The sequence below is a fragment of the Collimonas fungivorans Ter331 genome (assembly GCF_000221045.1).
Lineage (GTDB): Bacteria > Pseudomonadota > Gammaproteobacteria > Burkholderiales > Burkholderiaceae_D > Collimonas > Collimonas fungivorans_A.
Window position 1 is genome coordinate 2,065,512 of the sequence record NC_015856.1, and the last position, 18,169, is coordinate 2,083,680.

The 18,169-nt window shown below is 60.0% G+C and carries 14 protein-coding genes; 13 read left to right on the forward strand and 1 reads right to left on the reverse strand.

Annotated features, from left to right (window positions below; genetic code table 11):
* From sdhA to CFU_RS09085, 10 genes are all read left to right on the forward strand, one after another.
* Entirely contained in the window at positions 1–1,779 is a 1,779-nt protein-coding gene (gene sdhA / locus CFU_RS09040) for a succinate dehydrogenase flavoprotein subunit (RefSeq protein ID WP_041743190.1), read from the forward strand.
* 60 nt (positions 1,780–1,839) lie between these two features.
* Complete coding sequence (locus tag CFU_RS09045) at positions 1,840–2,553, forward strand: succinate dehydrogenase iron-sulfur subunit (RefSeq protein WP_014005735.1); 714 nt, start codon at positions 1,840–1,842, stop codon at positions 2,551–2,553.
* Positions 2,554–2,669: 116 nt separating this feature from the next.
* The gene (locus CFU_RS09050; protein WP_041741607.1) at positions 2,670–2,939 is read left to right on the forward strand and encodes a succinate dehydrogenase assembly factor 2; all 270 of its coding nucleotides are present in this window, start codon (positions 2,670–2,672) and stop codon (positions 2,937–2,939) included.
* A 106-nt stretch (positions 2,940–3,045) separates the two neighbouring features.
* Positions 3,046–4,350 carry a citrate synthase gene (gene gltA, locus CFU_RS09055; RefSeq protein ID WP_041741609.1) on the forward strand — a complete coding sequence of 435 codons (1,305 nt, stop codon included), beginning with the start codon at positions 3,046–3,048 and terminating at the stop codon, positions 4,348–4,350.
* 323 nt (positions 4,351–4,673) lie between these two features.
* On the forward strand, positions 4,674–7,529 hold the full coding sequence (locus tag CFU_RS09060) for a 2-oxoglutarate dehydrogenase E1 component (protein WP_041741610.1): 2,856 nt from the start codon (positions 4,674–4,676) through the stop codon (positions 7,527–7,529).
* A gap of 96 nt (positions 7,530–7,625) precedes the next feature.
* Positions 7,626–8,885 (forward strand): 2-oxoglutarate dehydrogenase complex dihydrolipoyllysine-residue succinyltransferase, encoded by a 1,260-nt coding sequence (gene odhB / locus CFU_RS09065; RefSeq protein WP_014005739.1) that lies wholly within the window; start codon positions 7,626–7,628, stop codon positions 8,883–8,885.
* 186 nt (positions 8,886–9,071) lie between these two features.
* Complete coding sequence (gene lpdA / locus CFU_RS09070; RefSeq protein ID WP_041743192.1) at positions 9,072–10,499, forward strand: dihydrolipoyl dehydrogenase; 1,428 nt, start codon at positions 9,072–9,074, stop codon at positions 10,497–10,499.
* A 13-nt stretch (positions 10,500–10,512) separates the two neighbouring features.
* Entirely contained in the window at positions 10,513–10,941 is a 429-nt protein-coding gene (locus CFU_RS09075; RefSeq protein ID WP_014005741.1) for a hypothetical protein, read from the forward strand.
* 150 nt (positions 10,942–11,091) lie between these two features.
* On the forward strand, positions 11,092–12,189 hold the full coding sequence (gene zapE / locus CFU_RS09080) for a cell division protein ZapE (RefSeq protein ID WP_014005743.1): 1,098 nt from the start codon (positions 11,092–11,094) through the stop codon (positions 12,187–12,189).
* Between the two features lie 67 nt (positions 12,190–12,256).
* Positions 12,257–13,072, forward strand: coding sequence for a hypothetical protein (locus CFU_RS09085; RefSeq protein ID WP_014005744.1), 816 nt, complete (start codon positions 12,257–12,259; stop codon positions 13,070–13,072).
* A gap of 30 nt (positions 13,073–13,102) precedes the next feature.
* On the opposite strand, the gene CFU_RS09090 is transcribed toward CFU_RS09085, so the two are convergent.
* Positions 13,103–13,909: a PP2C family protein-serine/threonine phosphatase gene (locus CFU_RS09090; RefSeq protein ID WP_041741613.1), complete on the reverse strand. Its 807-nt coding sequence runs from the start codon at positions 13,907–13,909 to the stop codon at positions 13,103–13,105.
* A 162-nt stretch (positions 13,910–14,071) separates the two neighbouring features.
* Between CFU_RS09090 and CFU_RS09095 the strand changes: the two genes are divergently transcribed.
* The 3 genes from CFU_RS09095 to CFU_RS09105 all read left to right on the forward strand — a co-directional run bounded on the left by CFU_RS09095 (position 14,072) and on the right by CFU_RS09105 (position 18,106).
* Complete coding sequence (locus tag CFU_RS09095; RefSeq protein ID WP_170850937.1) at positions 14,072–14,278, forward strand: YdcH family protein; 207 nt, start codon at positions 14,072–14,074, stop codon at positions 14,276–14,278.
* An 81-nt stretch (positions 14,279–14,359) separates the two neighbouring features.
* A complete protein-coding gene (locus CFU_RS09100) occupies positions 14,360–16,441 on the forward strand; it encodes an ATP-dependent DNA helicase (protein WP_014005747.1) in 2,082 nt (693 codons plus the stop codon).
* 210 nt (positions 16,442–16,651) lie between these two features.
* On the forward strand, positions 16,652–18,106 hold the full coding sequence (locus tag CFU_RS09105; protein WP_014005748.1) for a Ppx/GppA phosphatase family protein: 1,455 nt from the start codon (positions 16,652–16,654) through the stop codon (positions 18,104–18,106).
* Positions 18,107–18,169: the final 63 nt, after the last annotated feature.

An 18,169-nucleotide genomic window follows, 5' to 3' on the forward strand; every position in this document is an offset into this window, starting at 1 on the left:
GTGTCAGCAATCAAATCCACAATTCCTACACGCCGCTTTGATGCGGTAATCGTTGGGGCCGGTGGTTCCGGTATGCGTGCTTCGCTGCAGTTGGCGGAAGCTGGTTTGAACGTTGCAGTATTGTCGAAAGTGTTTCCTACCCGTTCGCACACCGTGGCGGCGCAGGGCGGCATCGGCGCTTCGCTGGGCAACATGTCCGAGGACAGCTGGTACTGGCACATGTTTGACACCGTCAAGGGCTCCGATTACCTGGGCGACCAGGATGCAATCGAGTTCATGTGCCGTGAAGCACCAAAGGCCGTGTATGAGCTGGAGCACTTCGGCATGCCGTTCGACCGTAACGCCGACGGCACCATTTACCAGCGTCCGTTCGGCGGCCACTCGGCCAACTTCGGCGAAAAGCCGGTAGCGCGCGCCTGCGCCGCTGCCGACCGTACCGGCCATGCGCTGCTGCATACGCTGTATCAGCGCAACGTGCGCGCCAAGACCCACTTCTTCGTCGAGTGGATGGCGATCGACCTGGTGCGCGATGCTGAAGGCGATGTCATCGGCGTCGTGGCGCTGGAAATGGAAACCGGCGAAGTCATGATCCTGGAAGCCAAGACCACGGTCATGGCAACCGGCGGTGCAGGGCGCATCTGGGCGGCTTCGACCAATGCCTTCATCAATACCGGCGACGGCATGGGCATGGCGGCGCGCGCAGGTTTGCCGCTGGAAGACATGGAATTCTGGCAGTTCCACCCGACCGGCGTGGCCGGCGCGGGCGTGCTGATCACCGAAGGCGTGCGCGGCGAGGGCGGTATCCTGATCAACGCCAACGGCGAACGTTTCATGGAACGCTATGCGCCGACCTTGAAGGATCTGGCCCCGCGCGACTTCGTATCGCGTTCGATGGACCAGGAAATCAAGGAAGGCCGCGGCTGCGGTCCGCACAAGGATCACGTGATGCTGGACCTGCGCCACATCGGCGCCGAAACCATCATGAAGCGCCTGCCTTCGATCCTGGAAATCGGCCACAAGTTCGCTAACGTTGACGCTCTGAAAGAGCCGATCCCGGTCGTGCCTACCATCCATTATCAAATGGGCGGTATTCCTACCAACGTCTATGGCCAAGTTGTGGTGCCGAAGAACGGCATCCCGAACGCAGTGGTCAACGGCTTGTACGCGATCGGCGAATGCGCCTGCGTCTCGGTGCACGGCGCCAACCGCCTCGGCACCAACTCGCTGTTGGACCTGGTGGTGTTCGGCCGTGCGGCCGGTAACCACATCGTCGACAGCAAGCTCAAGGAGCGCAGCAACAAGGCCTTGCCGGCAGATGCGGCCGACGTCGCCCTGGCGCGTCTGGCCAAGCTGGAAACCAGCACCGGTTCCGAGCGCGTGCAAGACGTGGCCGGCGATATCCGCAAGACCATGCAGCACTATTGCGGCGTGTTCCGTACCGACGAGCTGCTGCAGCAAGGCTACAAGGAAATCATGGTGCTGGACGAGCGGCGCAAGCATGTATCGTTCAAGGACAAGTCCAAGGTCTTCAACACCGCACGTGTCGAAGCGCTGGAACTGGACAACCTGATCGAAACCGCCAAGGCCACCATTACCTCGGCTGCAGCTCGTAAAGAATCGCGCGGCGCACATGCGCATCGCGATTATGAAAAGCGTGATGACGAAAACTGGATGAAGCATACCTTGTGGTACTCCGAAGGTAATCGTCTCGACTACAAGCCAGTGATCACCAAACCGCTGACAGTTGATACGTTCAAGCCAAAGCCACGCACATTCTGATTTGCCGCGGCAGGGCGGTGCTCGATAACCCTGCCGCGCAATTAATAAAAAGGTATAGCCATGTCATCACGTACTTTGAAATTCAAAATCTACCGTTACGATCCCGATAAGGACGCCAAGCCTTACATGCAGGACCTGACAGTGGAGCTGCTGCCGACCGACAAGATGCTGCTGGATGCTCTGCAGCGCATCAAGGCCGACGTCGACGATTCGCTGGCGCTGCGACGCTCCTGCCGCGAAGGCGTGTGCGGTTCCGACGCCATGAACATCAACGGCAAGAACGGCCTGGCCTGCACCACCAACCTCAACGAGCTGACCGAGCCTATCGTCCTCAAGCCGCTGCCAGGCTTGCCGGTGATCCGCGACCTGATCGTCGACATGACGCAGTTCTTCAAGCAGTACGAGTCGATCAAGCCGTTCCTGATCAACGACAACATCCCGCCGGAAAAAGAACGCCTGCAAACGCCGGAACAGCGCGAAGAGCTCGATGGCCTGTACGAGTGCATCCTGTGCGCATGCTGTTCGACTTCCTGCCCGTCGTTCTGGTGGAATCCGGACAAGTTCGTCGGCCCGGCCGGCCTGCTGCAAGCCTACCGCTTCATCGCCGACAGCCGCGACGAAGCCACCGGCGCGCGCCTGGACAACCTGGAAGATCCGTATCGCCTGTTCCGCTGCCGTTCGATCATGAACTGCGTCGACGTCTGTCCGAAGGGCCTGAACCCTAATGCAGCGATCGGCAAGATCAAAGAGCTGATGGTTCGCCGCGCGGTATAAAAGCGAGTAAGCAGGGCGGCGAGACTCCCGAGTTTCCCGCCCTGGCAGTTGCAGCAGTTTTAGAACTGTTCGTCGAAAGCGCCGAATGGCGATATCAAATAGAATAAGTGGTTTCCATGTCCATCATCCATCAAGCCGATCCTGCCAACCGAGCCCGCCTGCGCTGGCGTGCGCGCCGCGGACTGCTTGAAAACGACCTGATACTCACTCGTTTCCTGGATGCAAACGAAGCCAGCATGACGGACGACGATGTCGACGCTTTTTCGCGTTTGATGGACCTGTCCGACAATGAACTAATGGATTTGCTGCTGGTCCGTAAAGAACCGGACGGCTTGCTGGATTTGCCGCAAGTGCATGCCCTGTTAGCCAGAATACGCACTGCCTAAGACTATATCTTCGCTGGCGGCGACGGCCGCGGAAGAGGTTGGCCAGCTTGCAGGCGCGTCTTTTGTTTTTTTGATTTAGAGTCACCTTTTGATTGAGGGAAGAGCCATGACCACCGCTGATACAAAAGCCACGCTATCGTTTTCCGATGGCAGTCCATCCGTAGAATTTCCTATTTACAAGGGTACCGTCGGCCCTGAAGTCATCGATATCCGCAAGCTGTACGGCGCTACCGGCAAATTCACTTACGATCCGGGTTTCATGTCGACCGCGGCCTGCAATTCGTCGATCACCTACATCGACGGCGACAAGGGCGAACTGCTGTATCGCGGCTACCCGATCGAGCAGCTGGCAGTCAATTGCGACTTCCTGGAAACCTGCTACCTGCTGCTGAACGGCGAACTGCCTACCGCGGCCGAAAAGGAAAAATTCGACGCTACCGTGACCCAGCACACCATGGTGCACGAGCAAATGCAATTCTTCTTCCGCGGTTTCCGCCGCGACGCACATCCGATGGCCGTGCTGGTCGGCACCGTCGGCGCCTTGTCGTCGTTCTACCATGACTCGCTGGACATCACCGACCCGCGCCACCGCGAAGTATCGGCTATCCGCCTGATCGCCAAACTGCCGACCCTGGTCGCCATGGCGTACAAGTACAACGTCGGCCAGCCGTTCGTCTACCCGCGCAACGAACTGTCGTACAGCGCCAACTTCATGCACATGATGTTCTCGACGCCATGCGAAGAGTACAAGGTCAACGACGTGCTGGTGCGCGCTCTGGACCGCATCCTGACCCTGCACGCCGACCACGAGCAGAACGCGTCGACTTCGACCGTGCGCCTGGCCGGTTCCAGCGGCGCCAATCCGTTCGCCTGTATCGCCGCCGGCATCGCCTGCCTGTGGGGCCCTGCCCACGGCGGCGCCAACGAAGCAGCGCTCAACATGCTGAAGGAAATCGGCACGGTCGACAAGATCCCTGAGTTCATCGCCCAAGTGAAGGACAAGAACTCCGGCGTCAAGCTGATGGGCTTCGGTCACCGCGTCTACAAGAATTTCGACCCGCGCGCCAAGCTGATGCGTGAAACCTGCTACGAAGTGCTGAACGAACTGGGCCTGCACGACGACCCATTGTTCAAGCTGGCGATGGCGCTGGAAAAAGTCGCGCTGGAAGACGAATACTTCGTTTCCCGCAAGCTCTATCCGAACGTCGACTTCTACTCCGGCATCGTGCAGTCGGCGCTGGGCATCCCGACTTCGCTGTTCACCGGTATCTTCGCCATGGCGCGCACCGTAGGCTGGATCGCGCAATGGAATGAAATGATTTCCGATCCAGAGCAGAAAATCGGCCGTCCGCGCCAGCTGTTCGTCGGTTCCAAGACCCGCGACGTGCCGCCGATCGAAAAGCGCGGCTAAGCCGGGCATGAGCAGGTAATAGCAACACAAAAACAGCGAATCCGAGGATTCGCTGTTTGCATTTATGCAGGTTATGCTATGCTCTTGTTCTGTGCTGTGTTATGCGGCCAGAAGCAGTGAAAAACGGTAGCAAAAACATGTGGTGAACGTGTTTTGAAGGGCAGGCAGCACCCGAATTTAGAAAAAAGCAGTTGTAGCAAAGAACACATAGCAATAGAGCCCTTCCCCACAACTTGATGTGCAATCCGCTAACCGGTCAGGCCGTGTCGCGGAAGGTTATGTTAACCCGCTAATCTCGCGAAACGCGAAGAAAGGTGAGCAAGATGATGCAACAATACCGCTCTAATTCTTATCTCTTCGGAGGTAATGCACCGTACATTGAAGAGCTGTACGAGTCTTACCTCGACAATCCCGGTTCAGTTGCCGACAACTGGCGTGCTTATTTCGACGCCATGCAGCACGTACCCGCCGTCGACGGCTCCGACAAGCCTGACGTAGGCCACGCTTCCGTCATCGCCTCGTTCGCCGAGCGCGCCAAACACGGTCCTATCCGCACCATCTCCGCTTCGGCCGACGCTGAAATGGGCCGCAAACGCGTTGCCGCAACGCAATTGATTGCTGCCTACCGTTACCTCGGCTCACGCTGGGCCAACCTGGACCCGCTGCAACGCCAGGAACGCGCCGTACTGCCTGAACTGGAACCAAGTTTCTACGGTTTCACCGATGCCGACATGGACATCGTGTTCAACATCAGCAACACCTACTTCGGTACCGAAACCGCTACGCTGCGCGACCTGCTGAATTCGCTGCGCGACACGTACTGCCGTTCCATCGGCACCGAATACATGTACATCAGCGACCCGACCGAAAAGCGCTGGATGCAAGAGCGCCTGGAGTCGACCCGTTCGGCGCCGGTGTTCACCGCCGAGAAGAAAAAGCACATCCTCGACCGCCTGACCGCGGCCGAAGGCCTGGAACGCTACCTGCATACCCGTTATGTCGGCCAGAAGCGTTTCTCGCTGGAAGGCGGCGAAAGCTTCATCGTGTCGCTGGATGAAACCATCCAGCGCGCCGGCGAAAAGGGCATCCAGGAAATCGTCATCGGCATGGCCCACCGCGGCCGCCTGAACGTGCTGGTCAACACCCTGGGCAAGATGCCGCAGGAACTGTTCGCCGAATTCGAAGGCAAGCACGCCGACGACCTGCCGGCCGGCGACGTCAAGTACCACCAGGGTTTCTCGTCCGACATCACCAGCCCGGGCGGCCCGGTGCATCTGTCGCTGGCGTTCAACCCGTCGCACCTGGAAATCGTCAATCCGGTGGTCGAAGGTTCGGTCAAGGCCCGTATGGAACGCCGCGGCGACGCCGACGGTTCGCAAGTGCTGCCGATCCTGGTGCACGGCGACGCTGCATTCGCCGGCCAAGGCGTGGTGATGGAAACCCTGAACCTGGCGCAGACCCGCGGCTACGGTACAGGCGGCACGGTGCATATCGTGATCAACAACCAGATCGGCTTCACCACTTCCGATCCGCGCGATTCGCGTTCCACCCTGTACTGCTCGGACGTGGTCAAGATGATCGAAGCGCCGGTGCTGCACGTCAACGGCGACGATCCTGAAGCGGTGGTGTACGCGACCCAGATCGCGCTCGACTACCGCATCGAATTCAAGAAAGATATCGTGGTCGATATCATCTGCTTCCGCAAACTGGGCCACAACGAGCAAGACACGCCGGCGCTGACCCAGCCGCTGATGTACAAGAAGATCGGCCAGCATCCAGGCACCCGCAAGCTGTACGCGGACAAGCTGGTGGCGCAAGGCACGATCGGCACTGACGATGGCGACGCCATGGTCAAGGCCTTCCGCGATGCGATGGATGCCGGCAAGCACACCATCGATCCGGTCATCACCAACTTCAAGAGCAAATACGCAGTCGACTGGCTGCCGTTCCTGAACCGCAAGTGGACCGACGCCGCCGACACTTCGGTGCCGGTGACTGAACTGAAGCGCCTGGCCGCACGCATCACTACCGTGCCGGAAAACTTCAAGGTCCACGCGCTGGTCGAAAAGGTGCTGAACGACCGCGCCGCCATGGGCCGCGGCGAGCTCAACCTCGACTGGGGCATGGGCGAGCACCTGGCCTACGCGTCGCTGGTATCGTCGGGTTATGCGATCCGCCTGACCGGCCAGGACGCCGGCCGCGGCACTTTCGTCCATCGCCACGCGGTGCTGCATGACCAGAACCGTGAGCGTTGGGATGCCGGCAGCTATATTCCGCTGCAAAACGTCTCCGACCAGCAAGCGCCGTTCAAGGTGATCGACTCGGTCTTGTCGGAAGAAGCGGTGCTTGGTTTCGAATACGGTTATTCCACCGCAGAGCCAAACACGCTGACCATCTGGGAAGCCCAGTTCGGCGACTTCGCCAACGGCGCGCAAGTCGTGATCGACCAGTTCATCAGCTCCGGCGAAGTGAAATGGGGCCGTGCTTCCGGCCTGGTCATGATGCTGCCGCACGGTTACGAAGGCCAGGGCCCGGAACACTCGTCGGCCCGCCTGGAACGTTACCTGCAACTGTGCGCAGACAACAACATGCAAGTGGTGCAGCCGACTACCGCAGCGCAGATTTTCCATCTGCTGCGCCGCCAGATGATCCGCCTGTTCCGCAAGCCGCTGGTGATCATGACGCCGAAATCGCTGTTGCGTAACAAGGATGCCGGTTCGCCGTTGTCCGACTTCACCAAGGGCAGCTTCCAGACCGTGATCGGCGAAGTCGACGACAAGATCGATCCTAAAAAGGTCAAGCGCGTCATCGCCTGCTCCGGCAAGGTGTATTACGACCTGGTCAACGCCCGCAAGGAACGCGGCCAGACCGACGTTGCAATTATCCGCCTGGAGCAACTGTATCCATTCCCGCACAAGGCGTTTGCTGCCGAGTTGAAGCAGTTCCCTAACTTCAACGAGCTGGTATGGACCCAGGATGAGCCGCAGAACCAGGGCGCATGGCTGCAGATCCAGCACAACATTTTTGAAAACCTGGACGAAGGCCAGAAGCTTGCCTATGCAGGCCGTCCAGCCAGCGCATCGCCAGCGGTCGGTTACTACGACAAGCACTATGCGCAGCAAAAAGCGTTGCTGGATACGGCATTTTCCAAGCTCAAAGGCTTTGTTCTGACGAAATAATCGGCGTCTTATCTAATTAGTTGGGGACAGAGTAATTCGCCGCGCTACGGCGGCTCTTAAACTCTGTCCCGCAATACACATGAATCGGAGAATTAAATGGCTCTTCTAGAAGTAAAAGTTCCGCAGCTGTCGGAATCGGTTGCTGAAGCGACCCTGTTGACATGGCATAAAAAAATCGGCGATGCTGTCAAGCGCGACGAGAACCTGATCGATATCGAAACAGATAAAGTGGTGCTCGAACTGCCGGCGCCGGCGGACGGCGTGATCGTCCAGCTGATCAAGGGCGACGGCAGCACCGTGGTGGCGGATGAAATCATCGCCGTGATCGATACCGATGCGTCGGCCAAGGTCAGCCCGATGGAAGTGGCAGCCGTGCCGGTGCCGCAAAGCGGCAACGCGCCGACGCCAGTCGCCGCGCCTGAACTGCAATCGAAATCGGCCGCCGGCATCGCCATGCCTGCCGCGGCAAAACTGCTGGCGGAAAACAACCTGTCGGCGGCGCAAGTCGACGGCAGCGGCAAGGACGGCCGTGTCACCAAGGGCGACGCCCTGGGCGCCATCGCCAACAAGCCGGCCGCGCCGGCGCCGCTGGCAGCCGCTCCAGCCAAGCCGGCTCTGCAGCAAGTCGCAGCGCCGACCAAGGCCAACCTGGACGACCGTCCGGAAGAGCGCGTGCCGATGAGCCGCCTGCGCGCACGGATCGCCGAGCGCCTGGTGCAGTCGCAATCGACCAACGCCATCCTGACGACATTCAATGAAGTCAACATGCAGCCGGTGATGGACCTGCGCACCAAGTACAAGGACAAGTTCGAAAAAGAACACGGCGTCAAGCTGGGTTTCATGTCGTTCTTCGTCAAGGCTGCGGTTGCGGCGCTGAAGAAATACCCGATCGTCAATGCCTCGGTGGATGGCAACGACATCGTCTACCACGGTTATTTCGACATCGGCATCGCAGTCGGTTCACCACGCGGCCTGGTAGTGCCGGTATTGCGCGATGCCGACCAGATGTCGATCGCCGACATCGAAAAGAAAATCGGCGAATTCGGCGCCAAGGCCAAGGACGGCAAGCTGACGCTGGACGACCTGACCGGCGGTACTTTCTCGATCTCGAACGGCGGCACTTTCGGTTCCATGCTGTCGACGCCGATCATCAACCCGCCGCAGTCGGCAATCCTGGGCGTGCATGCGACCAAGGACCGCGCGGTGGTTGAAAACGGCCAGATCGTGATCCGTCCGATGAACTACCTGGCAATGTCTTATGATCACCGTATCATCGATGGTCGTGAAGCGGTGCTGGCCCTGGTAGCGATGAAAGAAGCGCTGGAAGATCCGGCCCGTCTGTTGCTGGACCTGTAAGTCTCAAACCTCGCCAGGCGAGAGCGCCCTGACTCTATTGTTTCCTAGGGAAAAATGGAGCAGGGCGCGTCGTTTAGGCGGCTAAGTAAATGATGAGCGCCTTGTGACTGTGATTACTGCGGGCCGGCTGCCCGAATTGGCGGCAGGTGGCAATGAGTTGGCAAGGCAATAATTCGAAAGATGGAAATGAGCAAACAATTTGATGTCGTCGTGATCGGTGGCGGTCCCGGCGGTTATATTGCAGCAATTCGCGCCGCGCAACTGGGTTTCAATACCGCCTGTATCGATGAATGGAAAAATGCCAAGAACGGCCCTGCGCCGGGCGGCACCTGCACCAACGTCGGCTGCATTCCATCCAAGGCATTGCTGCAATCGTCCGAACACTACGAACACGCCGGCCATGCGTTCGCCGACCACGGCATCGAAGTCAAAGGCCTGGGACTGAACCTGGGACAGATGCTGGCGCGCAAGGATAGCGTCGTCAAGCAGAACAACGAAGGCATCCTGTACCTGTTCAAGAAGAACAAGGTCACCTTTTTCCATGGCCGCGGTTCTTTCGTCAAGGGCGATGCCAGCGCTTACGAAATCAAGGTCGCCGGCGCCGCCGAAGAAACCATTACCGCCAAGCACATCATCCTGGCTACCGGCTCCAATCCGCGCGCCTTGCCAGGCACCCCGTTTGACGAAAAACTGATCCTGTCGAATACCGGCGCACTGGCAATTGACGCGGTTCCGGCTAAACTGGGTGTTATCGGCGCCGGTGTCATCGGCCTCGAAATGGGCAGCGTCTGGCGTCGCCTCGGTTCGGATGTGAGCGTTCTGGAAGCGTTGCCGACTTTCCTCGGCGCAGTGGACGAGCAGATCGCCAAGGAAGCCAGCAAGCTATTCACCAAGCAAGGCTTGAAGGTCAGCCTGGGCGTCAAGATCGGCGCCATTACGGCCGGCAAGAATGATGTCACTGTTGAATATGTCGACGCCGCCGGCGCGGCGCAAAAAGCGGTGTACGACAAGCTGATCGTGTCGATCGGCCGTATTCCCAACACCATTGGCCTGAACGCCGAAGGCGTCGGCCTGCAGCTGGACGAGCGCGGTTTCATCGCCGTCGACGGCGACTGCAAGACCAACCTGCCGAACGTCTGGGCGGTGGGCGACGTGGTGCGCGGCCCGATGCTGGCGCACAAGGCTGAGGAAGAAGGCGTGGCGGTTGCCGAACGTATTGCCGGCCAGCACGGTCACGTGAATTTCAATACAATTCCATGGGTGATCTACACTTCGCCGGAAATCGCCTGGGTCGGCAAGACGGAACAACAGCTGAAGGCAGATGGAGTAGCATACAAGGCAGGCACCTTCCCGTTCCTGGCGAACGGACGGGCGCGTGCCTTGGGTGATACCTCAGGCATGGTGAAGTTCCTGGCGGATGCCAAGACCGACGAAATCCTGGGTGTTCACATTGTTGGACCAATGGCGTCAGAACTGATTTCAGAAGCCGTGGTGGCGATGGAATTCCGTGCATCTGCGGAAGACATCGCCCGTATCTGCCACGCGCACCCGTCCTTGTCGGAAGCGACCAAGGAAGCGGCGCTGGCAGTCGACAAACGGTCCCTGAATTTCTAAGGGAGAAAAGCATATGCGCGATTCGTTATCACCGTTGATTCTGTCGTTAGGCCTTGCATTGTCCGGCTGCGCGACTACAGCGTCGGATAACGGCCGCGTGCAGATCGAGGCGACATCCGACAGCCAGCAGCTTTCCGGCGCGCGCTGCGTGGTGAAAACCGACAGCAGCCGCTGGAATGTGGTCACGCCCGGCAATGTCCTGATCGTTGAAGCCGACGGCGACCTGCATGTGGTTTGCAACAAGCCCGGCTATCGCACCTCGGAAGTGGTGTACCGCGCTCCTCCGGGGCTCAATTCTCCAAGCATCGGCATCGGCGCCACCGGCGGCAGCGGCGGCATAGGCGCGGTCGGCCTTGGATTGGGGGCGAACCTGCCGCTCAGTTTCGGCGGCAAGGAGAAAGCCTATCCTAGCCGGGTACAGGTAGAGATGGGACGGTCATAGTTGCTGGATGTACTGCCTGGTTTGATGTGGGTGAGCGAAAGCTCGCCCATTTTTATTTTCAGCGGCTTAATCAAAAAGCATGGTTGGTTTTTTGCCAAGCCGTGACGCCGGCAAGCCGGTTCTGGCTTTTCATCAAGAATTGAAAACACAATGAACGTCTCAGAGTTTTACGAACAGGCGCTGACGCAGCGGGGTTTCCAGGCGGACGATGCGCAACGGCGCGCGGTCGACCGCCTGCAGCAGGCTTACGATGAATGGGTCGAGTACAAGGCGCAGCGTTCCAATTCCTTCAAGCGCCTGATCCTGCGGCCGGATGTGCCGCGCGGCGTGTACATGTGGGGCGGGGTGGGGCGCGGCAAGTCGTTCCTGATGGACAGCTTTTATTCGGTAGTGCCGGTGGTGCGCAAGACGCGCCTGCATTTCCACGAATTCATGCGCGCGGTGCATCGCCAGCTGGACGAGCTCAAGGGCGTCGCCGATCCGCTCGATGAAGTGGCGAAGCGGGTCGCCAGGAAATACCGGCTGATCTGTTTCGACGAATTCCATGTGTCCGACATCGCCGACGCCATGATTCTCTACAACCTGCTGAAGGCCTTGTTCGACAACGGCGTATCGTTCGTGATGACCTCCAACTACGAGCCGAGCACGCTGTATCCGGACGGCTTGCACCGCGACCGCATGCTGCCCACCATCAAGCTGTTGCAAGACAATCTGGACGTGATGAACATCGACGCCGGCATCGATTACCGCAAGCGCGCCCTGGAGCAGGTCGAGAGTTATCATGCGCCGCTCAATGCCGATACCGACCGCGCCTTGCGCCGCGCCTTTGCCGGCGTTGCCGAGACTGCCGACGAAGATCCGATAGTCGACATCGAAGCGCGTAAAATAAAGGCCTTGCGCCGCGCCGGCGGGGTGATCTGGTTCGATTTCAACACCTTGTGCGGCGGTCCGCGCTCGCAAAACGACTATCTCGAAATTGCCAGCCGCTTCCATACGGTGATATTGTCCGGTATCCCGCAGATGTCGGCGGCGATGTCGTCCGAGGCGCGCCGGTTTACCTGGCTGATCGATGTGTTCTATGATCACAAGATCAAGCTGATCATGTCGGCCGCGGTGGCGCCGGACCAGTTGTACATGCAGGGCATGCTGGCCAACGAGTTCCATCGCACCGTGTCGCGTATCATGGAGATGCAGTCGCGCGAGTATATGGATAGCGAACGGCGTTCCGAGGCCGACTCTATTGTATGAGTCGGGTAACAAGTTGTGTAAGTAAGGCCGCTGTTTGAAAATAACGTATAGAAATGGATAGGTTTACGTGGAATTTGCCTCTTTGATCCTGGCCCCTTCGTCACCATCGCCAGCAGTGCAGCGGCGCCCGCTCTTGCTGGGTACGGCTGCGCTGCTGCTGGCGCTGTCCGCCGGCGCGCAAGCCGCGGACGCCGCGCTGAAGCCGGTAGACCAGCCGGCCGCCGAGCTGAGCGCGCGCTACCCGCTGGAAACCCTGACTTCGGTGGAAACCGCGAACAAGGCGCTGACCGATGTCGCCGACGCCAAGGCGGAAGTCGAAGCGCGCGACCTCGAACAGCGGCGCGCCTGCTACCAGAAATTCTTCGTCAACCATTGCCTCGACATCGCCAAGGAACAGCGGCGCCAGGCCATGAAGACCATCCGTCCGGTAGACATCGTCGCCAATGCTTTCCTGCGCAAGGACCGCGCCGACGAGCGCGACAAGGCGCTGGAAGTGCACGATGCCGCGCAGCCGGCCGAAGCGGCGCAGAAAGCCCAGGACCAGCAGGCCAAAGAGCTGAGCAACGCTGAAAAGGTCAAGCAGGGCACGGCAAAAGAGAAGGAAGTCGCCGCCAACACCCGCAAGCATATGGGCGAGGCCGACAAGCGGGTAGCCGAGCATAACGCCAAGCTGCAAAAAGCGCAGCAGGATGAGGCGGCAAAGGCGTCGGAGCGGGCAGCGAATGTCGCCGCTTTCGAGAAAAAAGCCAAGGAATCGGCTGCGCGCCAGAAGGAAGTCGCCGACAACAAGGCCGCCAAGGCCAAGGATCTGGCCGCCAAGAAGGCTGCCGCCGCGCCAGCAGCGCCAGCAACAGCGACGCCGCCGCCGGCTTCCGCGCCGTAAAGCGGTCAGCCGCGTGCGCGTAGCTTACATCTACACCGCGCGGCGCATCTTCTTGACAGTATAGTTCTGCGCTTCCTTGGGTAGCGCCACCAGTTTGACGATCGCAAAAGTGCAATTGTCGGCAGCGTGGCCTTCGGACCGCTTGCGGGTCTTGGTGATCAGCATTTCGGCGGCATCGCGCGGTTTGTTCATGGCGATGGCGGCGCCCAGCTCATCTTCCGTGAAGTAGTGCCACAACCCGTCCGAACACAGCAGGAAAGCATCGCCGGCTTTGAGCCCGGTATGGCGGCTGATGCTGACCTGGGGTGTGTCGGTGCTGGAGCCTAGCGCGTTCAGCAAGATATTGGAGAGGTTGTGCGATTTCGCCTCGCTGCGCGACAGCTTGCCTTCGCTCACCAGTTTCTCGACATAGGAATGATCGATGGTGTGCTCGGCGAAATTGGGGCCGTCGAAGCGGTACAGGCGCGAATCGCCGACATGGCCCCAGGTGGCCGTGCCGTCCGGCGATAGCACCAGGATCACCATGGTGGTGTGCGGATCCTTGTCGTTGGAAAAGCCGCTCAGCTTGATGACGGTGTGGGTCTCCAGCGCGATGTTATGCAGCATGGTCTCGACATTGTCGATCAGGGGCGAGAAACCTTCGAATATCTGCTTGGCGGTGCAGATCACCTGCTCGGCAGCCAGTGCGCCGCCGCTGCGGCCGCCCATGCCGTCGGCAAGTACTGCCATCATGTAGCCCGGTGCTTTGGGGGCGGTGAATAGTGCGGCCCGGTCCTGTTGTTCCTGGCGGTCGCCGATGTGTTGGCCGGTGCCGGCTTCGATCTTGTATTGGCTCATTCGTCTGGGTAGATTAAACTGCATCCTGTTCTAGGTAATTCTGGATCCGGCATTAAATCGCCACTCATTCACAGTAATACAGTATGAAGTTAATGGGAAATATTATACGCAGGAATGATTTTCAACGTGTTTCCGTATGTTAACATTTTCCAACGCAAGAATATGACCATGATCGATCGAGAAGAAATCCTGCGCCGCATTATAGAACTTGAAGTCGAACATCGCGACCTGGATGCCGCCATTCATACCATGACGAATCAGGTCCTGCACGAAGAATTGCAATTGCGCCGCCTGAAAAAGCGCAAATTGCAGCTGAAAGACCAGATCACGCTGTTAAGAATGCAATTAATTCCCGACATCCCTGCCTGATAGCCCACCCCAAGGCTGGTAGGATAGCTATCCAGCCTCTGCGTCAGTTTTAATCTCAGTTTCAACTTTAAGTAAGTTACCTTGACCGAAGATACATCCCCCCTTGCTGCGGAAGGCGCTGTTGCTGTTCCAGCTGCAGCCGCCGCTGTCGTCACCGCGCCCGCCGGCGCGCACGACGCCGACATCGACCGCCTGTTTGCCAGCACCGGCCCGCTGGGACAGGCGGTCGGCGGCTTTCGTCCGCGCCAGGCGCAGACCGAAATGGCGAAAGCCATCGCCGACGCCATCGCCCAGCAGCGCACCTTGATCGCCGAAGCCGGCACCGGCACCGGCAAGACTTTCGCCTATCTGGTGCCGGCCCTGCTGTGGGGCGGCAAGGTGATCGTCTCGACCGGCACCAAGAACCTGCAGGACCAGCTGTTCTTGCGCGACATCCCGACCGTGCGCAAGGCGCTCAGCGCGCCGGTCTCGGTGGCGCTGCTGAAGGGGCGCGCCAACTACGTCTGCCATTTCCACCTGGAGCGCACGCTGCAGAACGGCCGCATGACTTCGCGCGAGGATGTCGGCTATCTGCGCGAAATCTCCCGTTTCATGAAAACCACCTCGTCCGGCGACAAGGCGGAGCTGTCCAAGGTGCCGGAAACCGCGCCGATCTGGAACCTGGTGACCTCGACCCGCGATACCTGCATGGGCGCCGAGTGCCAGTACTACCAGGACTGCTTCGTGATGAAGGCGCGCAAGGAAGCGCAGCAGGCTGACGTGGTGGTGGTCAACCATCACCTGTTCTTTGCCGACGTCGCCTTGAAGGATACCGGCGTCGCCGAACTGCTGCCGTCGGCCAACACGATCATCTTCGATGAAGCGCACCAGTTGCCCGAGGTCGCCACTTTATTTTTTGGCAATACCGTTTCCACCTCGCAGATCCTGGAGCTGTGCCGCGATGTGCTGGCGGAAGGCTTGTCGCATGCACGCGACGGCGCCGACTGGGCGCAGGTAGTGCTGCCGGTGGAAAAGGCCGCGCGCGACCTGCGCCTGGCTTTCCCGCAGGACGTAGTGCGGCTGGCGGTCAACCAGATCGCGGCGTCGAGCATATTTTTCCCGGCGCTGGAAACCATGCGCGCGCAGCTGCACGGCATGATCGCGGTCCTGGAAAAGCAGGCGGAGCGGGCCGAAACCATCGAGCAGTGCCGCAGCCGCGCGGTCGAGCTGGGCTACAAGCTGGACGGCTGGAACAGCGCCCCGGCGGCAGCCGGCAAGGCGCCGAAGAAAGCCAAGGCTGGCGAAGCAGAGGACGATGAAGGCAGCGTATTGTGGGTGGAAGCTTTTTCCTCGTCCTTGCAGCTGCACCAGACGCCGCTGTCGATCGCACCGATTTTCAACAAGCAGCGTGAAGGCGTAGCGCGTTCCTGGATCTTCACCTCGGCCACGCTGGCGGTGAAGAACGACTTCCAGCACTACGCTTCGCAAATGGGCCTGTGGGACGAGCCGGCCCAGTCCTGGCCCAGCCCCTTCGACTATGGCGAGCAAGGCCTGCTGTACGTGCCGCAGAACCTGCCGCAACCGAATTCGCCGGACTATACCGACGCTGTCATCGACGCCGCGCTGCCGGTGATCGAAGCTTCGGGCGGACGCGCATTCCTGCTGTGCACGACGATCCGCGCAGTCAACCGAGTGGCCGAGCGGCTGCGCGCCGAATTCGAAGCGCGCCACTTGGATTTCCCCCTGATGGTGCAGGGCGAAGCCGGCCGCACCGAACTGCTAGACCGTTTCCGCGCCGCCGGCAACGCCGTGCTGGTCGGCAGCCAGAGCTTCTGGGAAGGCGTCGACGTGCGCGGTGAGGCTTTGTCGCTGGTGATCATCGACAAGCTGCCGTTTTCGCCGCCCGATGACCCGGTGCTGGCGGCGCGCATAGATGCACTGGAATCCAAGGGCATGAACGGTTTCATGCACCACCAGTTGCCGGCGGCTATCATCAATCTGAAGCAGGGCGCCGGCCGCCTGATCCGCGACGAAACCGACCGCGGCGTCCTGATGATCTGCGATCCGCGCCTGATTTCCAAGGGCTACGGCCGCCGCATCTGGCAGAGCCTGCCGCCGTTCAAGCGCACCCGGGAACTGAGCGCGGTGCAGGCATTCTGGAGCGGCGCGGCGGTCGACGGCTAAGCGCCTGCACCTTGTCCGCGCTTATGAGACGATGTGGTCCTCGGCGCGGCGATTTTGCTCTGGCGCGATCACTTGCGATCGGCTAAGCTGCCTCTGACTGCTTGTCATCAGCATGTAATAATCCGGCTCTATTGTCGCAATCGTCGCTGTATGTATTCTCAACCGGCCGCGCCGGTTTTTCTCGAACGCTCGTTTGGATAAAGGTAAGCAATGTTTGCAGCAGTGGATTTGGGGTCCAACAGTTTCCGTTTGCATATAGGCAAATACAATGGCGACGCGATCCGCGTCATCAAGAGTGCGCGCGACCCGATCCGACTGGCTGCCGGCCTTGATGCCAAAGGTTACCTGACCGAACAGGCGATGCAGGTCGCGCTGGATTCGCTGTCGCGCTTCCGCAGCATCCTCGCCGACTACCAGCTGGAAGCGGTGCGGGTGGTGGCTACCAATACCTTGCGCGTGGCCAAGAACGCAGCGGAATTCCTGCCTATCGCCGAACAGGTGATCGGCTATCCGATCGAAATCATTTCGGGCGAAGAAGAAGGCCGGCTGATCTACATGGGCGTCGCCAGCATGCTGCGCCTGCCGAACGAAAAGCGGCTGGTGCTGGACATAGGCGGCGGCTCCACCGAACTGATCCTGGGGCGCGGCCAGCAGATCGAACGGGTGGAATCGTTCGGCATCGGTACTGTCAACCAGAGCCTGGCGTTTTTCGCCGACGGCCAGATCACCGCGGAAGCCTACGATGCCGCGGTATTGTCCGCCCGCAGTCATTTCGAAGATGCGGCGCCGCCGTACCGGCCGCAAAACTGGAGCCATGCCTACGGTTCTTCCGGCACCATCCGCGCGATTGCCGAGACTATCGAAAAAAACGGCCTGGGCGACCATCGCCTGTCGTATACCAGCCTGGAAGCCCTGCGCACACGCTTCGTCGAGTTCGGCCACGTCAGCCGCATCGACTTGCTGGGCATGAAGCCGGAGCGCGCCGCGGTGATGGTTGGCGGCCTGGCGGTGCTGATCGGCCTGATGCAGGAACTCGGCATCGAAGTGATCCAGCCGATCGAAGCCGGCCTGCGCATGGGCGTGATGTGGGACCTGCAGCTGCGCGGCACGCGCCTGGACCGGCGCGACCAGTCGGTGCACGATTTTTCCCAGCGCTTCCACGTAGACCAGCTGCGCGCCAGCCGCGTGGCCGAAACCGCGACTTCGCTGTTCGACATGCTCAAGCCCAGCAGCGACGGCCTCAGCCAGTACCTGCACTGGAGCGCCTTGCTGCATGAAGTAGGGTTGGTGGTGTCGCAGAGCGGTTATCACAAGCATGCGGCCTACCTGATCGAGAACGCCGACCTGTCGGGCTTCACCACTCGCGAACAGCGCGCCATGAGCATGCTGATCCTCGGCCAGAAAGGCAACCTGCGCAAGATCAGCGATGCGCTGCTGGATCCGGATTTTTCCAAGGCGGTGCTGGCCCTGCGCCTGGCGGTCATGTTCCTGCACTCGCGCATCGAGATCGACCTCGACGAGCTGCGCCTGAAGATGAAGAGCAAGATCGAACTCGATATCAAGCGCGACTGGATTGAAGACCATCCCACCGCCACCTACTGGATGACCAAGGAGCAGGACTGGTGGCGCGAGATCGGCGTCGAATTCGCCATCCGCCGGACCTGAGCGGCCGGCGCCGCCCATCCTTCAATACCGAGCCGGCCTGGCGCAGGCCGGCTCTTCTCTTTT